The sequence below is a fragment of the Rhodothermales bacterium genome (assembly GCA_039944855.1).
In the GTDB taxonomy this organism is placed as follows: Bacteria; Bacteroidota; Rhodothermia; order Rhodothermales; family JANQRZ01; genus JBBSMX01.
In genome coordinates, this window is sequence record JBDUXZ010000037.1 from 139,687 (window position 1) to 151,840 (window position 12,154).

Consider the following 12,154-nt stretch of genomic DNA (forward strand, 5'->3'; position numbering starts at 1 on the left):
GCCGGGAAACTACGCCGAGACGGCGAAAAGGTCAGGCCGCGGCTGGTTCAAATATTCCGCCCTTTTTTCGGAGGGCCGCATGGCTTAACCTCCCGGCTGCATTCGCCCGCCCGAACACGCTCCCCCCACCTCCGCTCCCCACCCGATGTCCGGCTCCCCCCTCTCTCGGCGCACGCCCCGCTCCCGGTGGGCGCTCCTCCTCGCGTGCCTCCTCCTCGCGCCGAGCGCCTTCCTCCTCCCCGGCTGCGGCGACGACCCCACCGGACCCGGGCCCGGCGGCGACGACGTCCTCGAGCTCCTCTTCGCCACCGAAGACCTCCAGCTCCTCGGCGGCATCATCGGCGAGCTCGGCCTCGACGTCGTGCTCCGCACCGAGCCCGACCTCACGTTTTTCGCCCCCACCGACGAGGCCCTACTCAGCCTCGGCCCGGAGATGCTCGCCCGCCTCAACAACCCGAGCAACGCCGACGTCCTGCGGAAGCTCGTCCGCCGCCACCTCGTCCGTGGTCGCTTCCGCGCCGCCGACCTCACCGACGGCACCGTCCTGACGCCGCTCGAAGGTCCACCGCTCACCGTTCGCGTCGTGGACGAGGCCATCACCGTCAGCGGGGCGCTCGTGACGGAGACGGACTTCGCCGCCGGCAACGGCGTCGTGCACCAGATCGACGAGGTCGTGCGGGACCACCTCACGATCGCTGAGCGGCTGCGGGTGACGCCGCTGATCACGACGTTCGCGAGCGCCTTAGCGACGGCGGACCTCACGGGGCTCGTGTCGTCGGGCCAGCCGTACACCCTCCTCATCCCCATCAACAGCGGCTTCGCCGACCTCGGTACGGCGGAGCTGCAGTACCTCCTCGCCACGCCCAACCGCGGCGTCCTGCAGAAGGTGCTCCGCCACCACATCCTCCCCGGCCGTGTGCGGGCCGACGCGTTCACCGACGGCGCCACGCTCGCGCCCCTCGGCGGCCTCCCCCTGCAGGTCGAGGTCGACACCGAGGACAACATCGTCTACGTCGGCGGGGCCCGCGTGATCGTGCCGGAGGTGGAGACGGCCGACGGTCTGATCTACCTCCTCGATTCCGTCGTGCTCGGCCACCTCACCCTCGCCGAGCGGATGCAGGTCGCCCCGCGGCTCACCACGTCGTACGCGATCCTCCGCGACGCCGGCCTCCTCTCCCGCCTCAACGGCTCCGACCCCTACAGCCTGTTCTCGGCCACGGACGCCGCCTGGGCCCCGCTCGGCCTCCCGCTCCTCGACGCCCTCCAGGACCGGCCCGACCTCCTGCTCAAAACGGCCCAGCACCAGATCGTGCCCGGCCGCGTCGAGCGCGACGCCCTCTTTCAAGGGGGCACGCTGAAGACGCTCGGCGGCTACGACCTCCCCGTCCGTGTCCGCAGCGAGGTCGGCGGGCCGCAGGTCCTCGTCGGCGACCGCGGCGTCGTCGACTTCCCGCCGCTGGAGGCGACGGGCGGGCTCCTCTACGAGATCGCCCCCTTCAACATCCCGCCTGACGTGGACCTCGAGGAGCGCGCCGTCTTCGCGGGCCTCTACCGGTTCCTCAACCTGATCGTGCGCGGCAACCTCACCTCGACGCTCGAGTCCGAGGGGCCGTTCACCGTCTTCGCCCCCATCGACGAGGTCCTCGCGGCGAACCCGATCCCGAACGGCTCCATCCCGGGCGTCATGCGCTACCATATTGTGCCGGGCACCTACGAGGTGGGCGACCTCCCACCGGTCATCCAAGACTCGCTGTTTTTCCGCCTCCCCACACTGCAGGGATCGGACATCAAAGTCTATCCCACCGACCGGGGCGTCCAGTTGAACTGCACCGAAGAGAACGTCTTCGATCCGGAAACAGGCCAGATGGTGGGGGTCAACCTCGTGGACTGCGCCCCCCTGACCTTCGTCAACCTCCGGGCGCGCAACGGCATCATCCACCTCCTCAACGGCGTGCTCAGGCCGTGAGCGGTGGCCGGTCTGCGAGGAAGTAGAAGTGGTTCGTCGGCCCGTGGCCGCCGCCGATGGCGAGGCCGTGACGGATGGCCTCGGTGACGTACGCTTTCGCCGCGCGGACGGCGTCGGCGAGCGCTTCGCCACGAGCGAGGCGAGCCGCGATCGCGGAGGCATACGTGCATCCCGTCCCGTGCGTGTGCGGCGTGTCGATCCGCTCGGAGCGGAAGGCGTGGACCTCGGCGCCGTCGAATAGGACGTCTACGGCGTCGGCCTCGCCGTCGAGGTGGCCGCCTTTGACGAGGACGGCCTGCGGGCCGAGCGCGTGGATAGCGCGCGCCGCCGCCTCGGCATCCGCCCGCGTGCGGATCTCCCCACCGACGAGCCGCTCGGCCTCGTGCACGTTCGGCGTGACGAGCGCGGCGAGCGGGAACAGGTCGCCCTTCATCGCCTCGACGGCGTCGGGCTGCAAGAGTGCGAACCCGCTCTTCGAGATCATCACGGGGTCGACGACGAGCGGCGCGAAATCGTGCTCCCGCACCTTCCGTGCGACAAGCCCGATGATAGCGGCCGAGGACAGCATTCCGGTCTTGACCGCACCGAACGTGAAGTCGTCCGCGACGGCGTCGAGTTGAGCTTCGATGATGTCGAGCGGGAGGTCGAAGGCAGCGGTGACGGCTCGCGTGTTCTGCGCAGTGACGGCGGTGATGACGCTCGCGGCGAAGACGCCGTTCGCTTCCATCGCTTTGATGTCGGCCTGGATACCGGCGCCGCCGCCGGAGTCGCTGCCGGCGATCGTGAGGGCGAGGGGTTTGGCGTTGGGGGTCGGGACTCGGGGGTCGGGGGTCATGGCTGTAGCTCGGCGAGATAGCGGGCGGTGGCGGCAGCGGGGTCGGGGGCGTGGAGGATGCCGGAGAGGGCGGCGACGCCATACGCCCCGGCGTCGAGGCAGTCCGCGACACGGTCCGGCGTGATGCCACCGAGGGCGTAGACCGGCGTATTGGGCACGGCACGGCAGCAGGCCGCGAGCGCGTCGAGCCCCACGCCGACGTGGTTGGGCTTGCTCGTCGTCGGAAAGATCGGGCTGAACAGCACGGCACAGGCACCCTGCTGGGCGGCGGCGCGAGCCTCGTCCACCGTGTGCGCGGAATAACTCAGCAGGGCCTCGGGCTGCCCTCGCCTCGCTTCAGCCACGGACGGCCCCCGTGCGCCGACGTGCAGCCCGAGACCGAGCGCCCCAGCGACCCCGATGTGGGTGTTGACAGAGACCGCCGTCTTCGGCCGCACCGCCCGTACCTCCTCCATGAGCGCCCGGGCTGACCAGGCGAAGGCCTCATCGGAGGCTTCGTGATCGCGGAGGTGCAGCCAGAGCCGACCGACCCGAACCGCTTCGATCACGCACCGCTGCACCGCCTCGTCAGTAAACCCGTCGGCGATGAGCATGAGGCGCGGCAATACGGCTCCTGTAACGTCTACCGTCCACCGTCCACCCTCAACTGACATCGATCCGCCCGTCCATCGGCGACGAGGCATTCGCGTAGAGGCGGCGCGGGATGCGCCCGGCGCGATACGCGAGCCGCCCGGCCTCGACGGCGTGGCGGACGGCGGCGGCCATTAGCACGGGGTGCTCGGCCCCGGAGATCGCCGTGTTGAGGAGCACGCCGTCGTAGCCGAGTTCGAGCGCCCGCGCCGCGTCGCTCGCCGTGCCAAGTCCGGCGTCGACGATGAGCGGCGTGTCGGGCAGCGTCTCGCGGATGATCCGCAGCGTGTACGGATTGACGAGCCCCATCCCGCTGCCGATCGGCGCGGCGAGCGGCATCACGGCAGCGCAGCCGAGGTCGGCGAGCTTGCGGCAGGTGATGGGGTCGTCGTTGCAGTAGGCGAGGACGTGGAAGCCGTCATCGACGAGGGTCTTCGCCGCCTTCAGCAGTTGTTCGACGTCGGGGTAAAGCGTCTCGTCGTCGCCGATAACTTCGAGCTTGACGAGGTCGGTGCCGAGGGCCTCGCGGGCAAGCCCGGCGGTGAGCACGGCTTCGCGGGCGGTGTAGCACCCGGCCGTGTTCGGGAGGATCTCGTAGCCGCGCGCCCGGAGTAGGCCGAGCACGCTCTCCCCTTCCGTCTCGCGCAGGTTCACGCGGCGGATCGAGACGGTGACGAGTTCGGCCCCGGACGCCTCGACGGCGTCGAGCATGACCTGCGGGCTCGGGTAGCGGCTCGTCCCGATGAGCACGCGCGAGCGGAGTTCGAGCGGGCCGATCCGCAGGAGGTCGTCCGTGGTCTGGGCACCGGGCTCCGTAGTCGTTATCTCAGCCATGCCTCATCCGCCCTGTGTCGCAGTGATGATCTCGATTTCATCGCCCGTTTCCACCGGCGTCGCGGGCCACTCAGCGCGGCGGACGACGGCGCCATTCCGCGCGACGGCGATGCCGGGCTGCTCCGGGTCGAGGTCGAGGCGATGCAGCAGGGCGGGCAGGGTGAGGCCGGTCGGGACCTCGCGGGCGTCGCCGTTGACGGTGATCGGGACGAGGGTGGCGGTGGACATCGGGGGGAGGGTCAGCGGAGGGAGACGCGGCGGATCGCGGCGCGCCGAGACGCTACACGTTGTGCCGTTGCGGGGAGAACGGGGCCAGCCAATCGGAGGTTTCGAACGCCGAAGCGCTGGGCCGGTCGAGCGACGCATCGAGTGAGGCCGCGAGTTCGTCGGCGGTGACGGGGGCGAGGAGGATGCCGTGGCGGTAGTGGCCCGTCGCGAGCACGACGCCGGGCGCCCCGCTCGGTCCGAGGAGCGGCGCGTGATCCCGGCTCGCCGGCCGCACGCCCGCCCACGTCTCGATCACTTCGAGCTCTTCGACACCCGGCACGACCTCGACCGCGCCTTCGAGCAGCCGGTAGAGCCCGCCCGCCGTGACGCGTAGGTCGAACCCCATCTCCTCACTCGTCGCCCCGATCACGAGCCGGCCGTCGGACTTCGGCGCGAGGTAGGCGTCGGGGCCGCGCACGACGTGGCGCAGCTCGAACGGCCGATCCATCCGCAGCGACAGCATTTGCCCTTTCACCGGGCGGACCGGCGGCGCCGGCTCCAACCCGTCGATCTCCCGCAACCACGCTCCCGCCGCGAGCACGACGACGGCCGCCTCGATCCGCTCGCCCGCGTCGGTAACGACGGCGGGCCGCTCGCCCGGCTCGACGGCCCGCACCGTCACGCCCTCGCGCAGCGTCGCACTCGGCGCGCGCTCGACGGCTAGGCGCAGCGCCTCGACGACGCGGCGGTTGTCGACCTGATGGTCCTCCGGCGAGTGAATCGCGGCGGCGAGCTTCGGAGAGAGGAACGGCTCGATTTCGAGGGCTTCGCTCCCCGTCAGCCATTCGACGGGCACGTCGTGGGACTGCTGAAAGCGGTAGAGTCGGCGGAGCGCCTCGGCTGCGTCCCGGTCGTCGGCGACGACGAGCGTGCCGTCGTCGCGGTAGCCGACGTCGTGGCCGCTCGCCGCTTCGAGCGCGCGGGCGAAGGCGGGCCACCGGCGCAGGCTCTCACGCCCGAGGCGGTATAATGCCACCTCCTCGAACCGGATCTCGACGGCGGGCGCGAGCATCCCGGCGGCGGCGTACGACGTGCCGCGTCCGGCCCGCCCGCGCTCGACGATCGTCACGGTCCGGCCGCGCTGCGCCAGTCGCCACCCGAGCGCGAGCCCGATGATGCCGCCGCCGACGATGACGACGTCGGTTGAGGGTTGAGGGGTGGAGGTCATGGGGCTCATTGTACCCACGGCCGCCGTTTCCATCCGCGAACAACTGACAAAGGACTACGGACTCGTGACAGAACACCTCATCGTCGGCGGCGGGCTAGCCGGGGCGTGCGCCGCGCTCTGGCTGAGCGAGCACGGCTCGGTCACAGTGCTCGAAGCCGAGCGTCCGGCGGCGGGCGCGTCCGGCGCGGCGGCGGGCCTCGTCAACCCCTTCATGGCGCACCGGGCGAATCCGGCGTGGCGCTTCGAGGACGCGCTCGCCGCACTCCACGCGACGCTCGACCGCGCCGGGGCCGCCGACCTCTTCCGCGCCACCGGCCTCCTCCGCCCCGCCCGCGACGCGAAACAGGCGCGCACCTTTCGCGACCGTGCCGACGCCCTCCCGGACTACGCCGCGTGGCAGTCGGCCGACGCGCTCGCGGCGCAGTATCCCGACGTCGCGGCGCAGCACGGCGGGCTGTGGATCCCGGCCGGTGGCGCCGTCGATCTCGGCGCGCTCGTCGAAACGCTGCTGCACGCGGCGACGGCGCGGGGCGCGACGGTCCGCTCCGGCGTGCGCGTCGTGGCGTGGGGCGAAGAGGAAACGCAGGCGTGGGTCGAGACGGCGGAGGGCGAGCGGATCACGGCGCGGCACGTCGTGCTCGCTCTCGGCGACGGCTTCCGCCACGTGCCCGAACTGGCCGCGCTGCCCCTCCACCGGATCAAAGGGCAGACGATCCGCATCGCCCGACCCGACGGCCTCGGCCCGCTGCCGTCGCTCTCCGGCTTCGGCTACGTCGCGCCGGACGGGGACACGCTCGTCGTCGGCAGTTCGTACGAGCACGACTTCGACGACCTCGAGCCCAGCGCGGCCGAGTCGGAGCGGCTCGTGGCCCAGTCGGCGCGGATGGTGCCCGCCCTCGCCGGGGCGCGCGTGCTGGAGGCGCGGGCGGGCGTCCGCGTGACGGTGCCGCGCACGCACTCGCCGCAGCGGCTCCCGCTCCTCGGCCCGCTCCCCGGACGGCGGCGCGTGTGGGTCTTCACCGGGCTCGGCTCGAAGGGGCTCCTCACCGCCCCGCTCCTCGCCCGGGATCTCCCCGCGTGGCTCGACGCCCCCGCACAGATCCCGGCCGAGGTACGTGCGCCGCGCTGAACGCCGCCCTCCGTATATTCCACAGGCCCCGCCTCTACCGCCCCTCCGACCTTTCTGCACTGCCATGGCTGAAGTGACTACCTCGCGCCTCGAAGAACTCCTTGGCGCGGAGGCCGACGACCTCCTCGGCTTCTCGAACCCGAAGATCTCCAAAGACCACCTCCACCTCCCCGGCCCCGACTTCGTGGATCGCGTGTGGTCGGCCTCCGACCGCAGCCCGCGCGTGCTCCGCTCGATCCAGAGCATGTACGACCACGGCCGGCTCGGCGGGACGGGCTACCTCTCGATCCTCCCCGTGGACCAGGGCATCGAGCACTCCGCCGGCGCTTCCTTCGCCAAGAACCCCGCGTACTTCGATCCGGCGAACATCGTCGAGCTCGCGATCGAGGGCGGCTGCAACGCTGTCGCGTCGACCTACGGCGTGCTCGGCGTCGTCGCGCGGAAGTACGCGCACAAGATCCCGTTCATCCTCAAGGTCAACCACAACGAGCTGCTGACGTACCCGAATACGTACGACCAGATCATGTTCTCCCAGGTCGAGGAGGCCTACAACATGGGCTGCGTCGCGATCGGCGCGACGATCTACTTCGGCAGCGAGGAGTCCGGCCGGCAGATCGTCGAGGTGTCCGAGGCGTTCGCCCGCGCGCACGAACTCGGCATGGCGACGATCCTGTGGTGCTACCTCCGCAACGGCGGCTTCACCGTCGACGGCACGAACTACGAGACCTCGGCCGACCTCACCGGCCAGGCCAACCACATCGGCGCCACGATCGAGGCCGACATCCTCAAGCAGAAGCAGCCGACGAACAACGGCGGCTACAAAGCGCTCAACTCCGGCGACAGCTCCTACGGCAAGCTCGACGAGCGGATCTACTCCGAGCTCGCGAGCGACCACCTCATCGACCTCACCCGCTACCAGGTGGCGAACGGGTTCATGGGCCGCGCCGGCCTCATCAACTCCGGCGGCGGCTCGGGCAAGGACGACTTCGGGCAGGCCGCTCGCACCGCCGTCATCAACAAGCGCGCGGGCGGGATGGGCCTCATCTCCGGCCGTAAGGCGTTCCAGCGCCCGATGAAGGAAGGCGTCGAACTCCTCCACACCATCCAGGACATCTACCTCAACGACGAGGTGACGGTGGCCTGACCGGGTCGTGACTTTTCGCCCGAGGGCGGCTTCCTTTCGGGGAGGCCGCCCTTTCCGTTTCGGCGCACCCGCGTCACCCCTCCGGCTTTACGAATACCAAAAAATGTTGCCGGGGCAGGAAGTCTTTCGTCTCGACGTGTCGCAGCCCGACGGCCTCTAGTTCGAGCCGGACCTGCGCCTCGGTCATCTTGTGCAGCTCTTTGATCGGGATCGACGGGTCTTCGCCTCGGTACTCGACGAGGACGACGCGCCCGCCGGGGCGGAGCGACCGGACGATCCCCTCCATCATCTCGCGCGGGTGCGAGAACTCGTGGTAGGCGTCCACGATGAGCGTGAGGTCTACGGACGCCTCGGGCAGGTTCGGGTCGCTGATCGTGCCCTGCACGGCCTCGACGTTGTCGGCCCCCTCGCGTGCGGCCCGCTCGTCGATGATGGCCAGCATCTCGGGCTGGATGTCGACGGCGTAGACCCCGCCCTCGGGCACGCGGCCGGCGATGCGGAAAGTGAAGTAGCCCGTGCCCGCGCCGATGTCCGCGACCACGTCGTCGGGCGCGAGGTCGAGCGAGTCCACGACGGCGCCGGGGCGTTCGAGTTCTGCGCGCTCGGCGCGCTCGAGCCAGGCGGCGCCTCGGTGGCCCATCACGTGGGATATCTCGCGGCCGAGGTAAAGCTTGCCCGTGCCGTCGCGGCTCGGCGTCTGATAGGTGTAGACGCTCGTGTCCGCCGCCGCGCCGCCTGCCGCCCGCACCGACGCCGCGGCCGAGTCGGAGATCGGCGGGCGGGCCGCCTCGCCCGTCGAGGGTCCGCCGCAGCCCACGGCAAAAGGCAAGACAATGAGGAGGGCGAGGGGAACGAATCGGTTCATCGGGGTCCCGTAGGGGCGCAGCGCTGCTGCGACCGCGTTCGTGTCAAAGCAGCGGTTTCTAGATCATACGCCGCCGGCCGCGCCCGGATCGCCACGGGTGGTTCGGCGTGCCCTCACGCTAGCCACGTCACGCGCCGGGCCGGGTGAGCGGGATCGACGTCGCGCCGGGCCGGCGGATCTCGTCGGGCAGCGGCATCCCGGTCAGCGTGCCCTCCGCCGCGTAGGGTGAGCGGAGTTCGACGGGCGCCCGCTCCCCGCTCGCCTTCCGCGAGCGGATGTTGAGGAACTCGACGAGGAGCGAGAACGCCATCGCCGTGTAGATGTAGCCCTTCGGGATGTGCTGCCCGAGGCCCTCGGCCACGAGGTTCACGCCGATCAGGATGAGGAACGCGAGCGCCAGCATCTTCACCGTCGGGTGGTGGTGGACGAAGTCCGAGATCGGCGTGGCGAAGGCCATCATCACGCCGACGGCGATCACGACGGCGATGATCATCACCATGATCTCATCGGCCATCCCGACGGCCGTGATGACGGAGTCGAGCGAGAACACGATGTCGAGGATGGCGATCTGGATGAGGACGCCGGTGAACGAGACGCCCTTCCCCTTCTCCGTCGCGTGGTGGGCGTCGCCTTCGAGCTTGCCGTGGATCTCGTGCGTGCTCTTCGCCACGAGGAACGCCCCGCCGATCAGCAAGATTAGGTCGCGGCCTGAGATCACCCATGGGAGGTCACCCCGCTCGCCGCCGTGCACCTCGCCGCCCATGATCCCTTCGAGGAAGCCGAGTTCGAAGAGCGGCGCCGTCAGCCCCATCACCCACGAGATCGAGAGGAGGAGGAGGATCCGCATCCCCATCGCAATCCCGAGGCCGATCGTGCGGGCGCGCGGCTGCTGGTCTTCGGGGAGCCGACCCGAGAGGATCGAGATAAAGATGATGTTGTCGATGCCGAGGACGATCTCGAGGGCAGTCAGCGTGCCGAGGGCGACCCAGGCTTCGGGGGAAGCGATCCAGTCGAACATGAGGGGCGGGGATGGGGGGAGAAGTGCGAGCGCGCCCGGTTATATTAGCGACGCCCGCCCTTTTGATCCGGCCTTTCTTTGCGCCGGTCCCGCCCCGACGGATCATCCCGTAGAGACGCCCCGGCGGGGCGTATCTGCCCTCATTCCCAGCATCCCGCTCGTACAGACGCAGCACGCTGCGTCTCTACCTCTACTTCCAGCATGGCGCAGACCCAAGCCCCTCCCGCCGGCAACGGCGCGGCCGACACCCTCGAGACCTACATCGCGCACTACCCCGAGTGGGCCAAAACGCTGGCCCGCCGCTACTTCACGAAGACGATCAACCAGTTCGTCCTCCACGGCAACGTCCGCGACCTCGTCCCGACCGAGACGGCCGACGGCGGGCGCGACTTCGTCCCCCTCCGCGAGTTCCTCGCGGGCGACCTCTTCGCCGGGCGCGACATCGTCCTCTTCTACGACCGCTCCTCCGGCATCCACTTCGGCGACAAAGCCAGCCAAGCCGACTTCAACCGCGCGCTCTCGGGCTACGACACCATCTTCGGCACCGAGTACGCGCAGAAGCTCCCGAAGGACCCCGTCCGCGTCTTCTCCGTCCTCGACAACTACTTCCGCCTCCGCATCGCCGACGGCAAGCGGATCGCCTGCATCCTCGACTACGCCGAGACGATCGTCCCGATGGCCGAGGCCGCGAGCTACTCGTCCGAGGACCGCAACGCCCTCGTCTTCCTCCAGCGCTGGAGCCATGACCCCCACCTCCTCCGCGCCGACTTCACGCTCGTCCTCGTCGCGGAAAACCTCAACGACCTCAACCGGCAGCTCGTCCAGAGCCCGTACACCGAGGAGATCCAGATCGACATCCCCGAGGAGGCGGACCGGCTCGCGTTCGTGAAGTGGATGCTGCGCAACGGCCGCGCCGAGACGTTCAAGAAGCTAAGCGACGTCAGCCAGTCGGCCCTCGCGAACAGCACGGCCGGGCTCGGCTACGTCCAGCTCCGCACCGTCCTCGCGGACGTCCTCGAGAACGGCCGCCGCCTCACGTACGAGCGGCTCACCGAGCGGAAGAAGGAGCTGATCGAGGCCGAGGCGTACGGCCTCCTCGAGTTCGTCCACACCGACTTCACGCTCGACCTCGTCGCCGGGCACGCCGAGGCGAAGGAGCACCTCCGCGACGCGTCGCGCGCCATCAAACAGGGCCGCTCCGACGTGATGCCGATGGGCTACCTCATCGCGGGGCCTGTCGGCACGGGCAAGACGTTCCTCATCACCTGCTTCGCCGGCGACATCGGGATCCCGATGGTGAAGCTGAAGAACTTCCGCAGCCAGTGGCAGGGCGTCACCGAGGGCAACCTCGAGAAGATCCTCAACCTGCTGCGCGCGATGAACCCCGTCGCGGTGATGATCGACGAGGCCGACGCCGCGCTCGGCGACCGGAGCGCATCCGGCGACAGCGGCGTCTCCAGCCGCGTCTTCGGCCAGATCGCCCAGGCGATGAGCGACACGCGCTATCGCGGCCGGATCATCTGGTTCCTCGTCACCGCCCGCCCCGACCTCATGCCGGTCGACCTCAAGCGGCAGGGCCGCGCCGAGGAGCACCTCGCCCTGTTCTACCCTTCCACGCGGGAATCGCGCGAAGAACTCCTCCGCGTGATGATGAAGCGGACGGGCGTGCAGCTCCCGATGGAGGAGGTCCCGGATGCCCTCCTCAACGGCGAGCGCACGCTCAGCGGCGCCGACATGGAGGCCCTCTTTACGCGCGCCAAGTTCCGCGCCGCCGCGCAGACCGACGGCCGCAAGAAGCCAGAGGTCACCGCCGCCATCCTCGCCGACGTCGTCAACGACTTCATCCCGCCGACGTACCCGTTGCAGGTGGAGCTCCAAGCCCTTTCCGCCGTGCTCGAATGCACGAGCCGGGCGATGCTTCCGGAGAAGTATCGGCAACTCGAACGCGAGCAGATCGTCCGCCGCGTCGAGGAGCTGAAGGCGCTCATCGGCGACCGATAAACGCGCGCGTGCTCGGCCGTCACGTCGGGCGGCCGAGCACGCAACGTCGTGATCCGACCGCTACTTCTTCTTTTTGTCCCGAGCGTCGAGCAGTTCGACGTAGAGTTCGTACGAGATCAGCACTGCGTACGGATCGTTGTTTTTCTGGATGAGAATGCCGCTCTTCATCTTCTTCGCCTGCTCGACGAGCCCCGACGTGTCCGAGCGGAGTTCCGTGACGGTGGCGACGGCTTCGATGCCATACGTGCTATACATACCTTGACCGATGTTGGAGGGATGGGGGCCGCCACCCCTCTC

The 12,154-nt window shown here is 69.7% G+C and carries 12 protein-coding genes; 4 read left to right on the forward strand and 8 right to left on the reverse strand.

Features of this window, described 5'->3' with window-relative positions; translation table 11 throughout:
* The first annotated feature begins 145 nt into the window (after positions 1–145).
* Entirely contained in the window at positions 146–1,966 is a 1,821-nt protein-coding gene (locus tag ABJF88_18505) for a fasciclin domain-containing protein (protein ID MEP0548932.1), read from the forward strand.
* Here the strand turns inward: ABJF88_18505 and thiD are convergent.
* The 5 genes from thiD to thiO are packed head-to-tail and all read right to left on the reverse strand — an operon-like array spanning position 1,956 to position 5,700.
* Positions 1,956–2,801 (reverse strand): bifunctional hydroxymethylpyrimidine kinase/phosphomethylpyrimidine kinase, encoded by an 846-nt coding sequence (gene thiD, locus ABJF88_18510; protein ID MEP0548933.1) that lies wholly within the window; start codon positions 2,799–2,801, stop codon positions 1,956–1,958. The genes ABJF88_18505 and thiD overlap by 11 nt on opposite strands.
* Positions 2,798–3,394 carry a thiamine phosphate synthase gene (locus tag ABJF88_18515; GenBank protein MEP0548934.1) on the reverse strand — a complete coding sequence of 199 codons (597 nt, stop codon included), beginning with the start codon at positions 3,392–3,394 and terminating at the stop codon, positions 2,798–2,800. The genes thiD and ABJF88_18515 overlap by 4 nt, the downstream gene beginning before the upstream one ends.
* A gap of 49 nt (positions 3,395–3,443) precedes the next feature.
* Positions 3,444–4,265 (reverse strand): thiazole synthase, encoded by an 822-nt coding sequence (locus ABJF88_18520; protein MEP0548935.1) that lies wholly within the window; start codon positions 4,263–4,265, stop codon positions 3,444–3,446.
* A 3-nt stretch (positions 4,266–4,268) separates the two neighbouring features.
* Positions 4,269–4,493 (reverse strand): sulfur carrier protein ThiS, encoded by a 225-nt coding sequence (gene thiS / locus ABJF88_18525; protein ID MEP0548936.1) that lies wholly within the window; start codon positions 4,491–4,493, stop codon positions 4,269–4,271.
* 52 nt (positions 4,494–4,545) lie between these two features.
* Entirely contained in the window at positions 4,546–5,700 is a 1,155-nt protein-coding gene (gene thiO, locus ABJF88_18530; GenBank protein ID MEP0548937.1) for a glycine oxidase ThiO, read from the reverse strand.
* A gap of 64 nt (positions 5,701–5,764) precedes the next feature.
* On the opposite strand from thiO, the gene ABJF88_18535 reads away from it, so the two are divergent.
* Both ABJF88_18535 and ABJF88_18540 read left to right on the forward strand, forming a co-directional pair.
* A complete protein-coding gene (locus ABJF88_18535; GenBank protein MEP0548938.1) occupies positions 5,765–6,829 on the forward strand; it encodes an FAD-dependent oxidoreductase in 1,065 nt (354 codons plus the stop codon).
* A 64-nt stretch (positions 6,830–6,893) separates the two neighbouring features.
* A complete protein-coding gene (locus ABJF88_18540) occupies positions 6,894–7,973 on the forward strand; it encodes a class I fructose-bisphosphate aldolase (GenBank protein ID MEP0548939.1) in 1,080 nt (359 codons plus the stop codon).
* Between the two features lie 73 nt (positions 7,974–8,046).
* Here the strand turns inward: ABJF88_18540 and ABJF88_18545 are convergent, their stop codons facing one another.
* Both ABJF88_18545 and ABJF88_18550 read right to left on the reverse strand, forming a co-directional pair.
* Positions 8,047–8,838 carry a class I SAM-dependent methyltransferase gene (locus ABJF88_18545; protein ID MEP0548940.1) on the reverse strand — a complete coding sequence of 264 codons (792 nt, stop codon included), beginning with the start codon at positions 8,836–8,838 and terminating at the stop codon, positions 8,047–8,049.
* A 127-nt stretch (positions 8,839–8,965) separates the two neighbouring features.
* Positions 8,966–9,856: a TerC family protein gene (locus tag ABJF88_18550; protein ID MEP0548941.1), complete on the reverse strand. Its 891-nt coding sequence runs from the start codon at positions 9,854–9,856 to the stop codon at positions 8,966–8,968.
* 201 nt (positions 9,857–10,057) lie between these two features.
* On the opposite strand from ABJF88_18550, the gene ABJF88_18555 reads away from it, so the two are divergent.
* Positions 10,058–11,857 carry an AAA family ATPase gene (locus ABJF88_18555; protein ID MEP0548942.1) on the forward strand — a complete coding sequence of 600 codons (1,800 nt, stop codon included), beginning with the start codon at positions 10,058–10,060 and terminating at the stop codon, positions 11,855–11,857.
* A 60-nt stretch (positions 11,858–11,917) separates the two neighbouring features.
* On the opposite strand, the gene ABJF88_18560 is transcribed toward ABJF88_18555, so the two are convergent.
* Positions 11,918–12,112, reverse strand: coding sequence for a type II toxin-antitoxin system Phd/YefM family antitoxin (locus ABJF88_18560; GenBank protein ID MEP0548943.1), 195 nt, complete (start codon positions 12,110–12,112; stop codon positions 11,918–11,920).
* Positions 12,113–12,154 lie beyond the last annotated feature (42 nt).

Coding starts and splice junctions, on each gene's coding strand:
- thiD (MEP0548933.1), bottom strand. CDS start 2,801: ATGACCCCCGACCCCCGAGTCCCGACCCCCAACGCCAAACCCCTCGCC.
- ABJF88_18505 (MEP0548932.1), top strand. CDS start 146: ATGTCCGGCTCCCCCCTCTCTCGGCGCACGCCCCGCTCCCGGTGGGCG.
- ABJF88_18555 (MEP0548942.1), top strand. CDS start 10,058: ATGGCGCAGACCCAAGCCCCTCCCGCCGGCAACGGCGCGGCCGACACC.
- ABJF88_18520 (MEP0548935.1), bottom strand. CDS start 4,265: ATGGCTGAGATAACGACTACGGAGCCCGGTGCCCAGACCACGGACGAC.
- ABJF88_18550 (MEP0548941.1), bottom strand. CDS start 9,856: ATGTTCGACTGGATCGCTTCCCCCGAAGCCTGGGTCGCCCTCGGCACG.
- thiO (MEP0548937.1), bottom strand. CDS start 5,700: ATGACCTCCACCCCTCAACCCTCAACCGACGTCGTCATCGTCGGCGGC.
- ABJF88_18560 (MEP0548943.1), bottom strand. CDS start 12,112: ATGTATAGCACGTATGGCATCGAAGCCGTCGCCACCGTCACGGAACTC.
- ABJF88_18515 (MEP0548934.1), bottom strand. CDS start 3,394: ATGCTCATCGCCGACGGGTTTACTGACGAGGCGGTGCAGCGGTGCGTG.
- ABJF88_18545 (MEP0548940.1), bottom strand. CDS start 8,838: ATGAACCGATTCGTTCCCCTCGCCCTCCTCATTGTCTTGCCTTTTGCC.
- ABJF88_18540 (MEP0548939.1), top strand. CDS start 6,894: ATGGCTGAAGTGACTACCTCGCGCCTCGAAGAACTCCTTGGCGCGGAG.
- thiS (MEP0548936.1), bottom strand. CDS start 4,493: ATGTCCACCGCCACCCTCGTCCCGATCACCGTCAACGGCGACGCCCGC.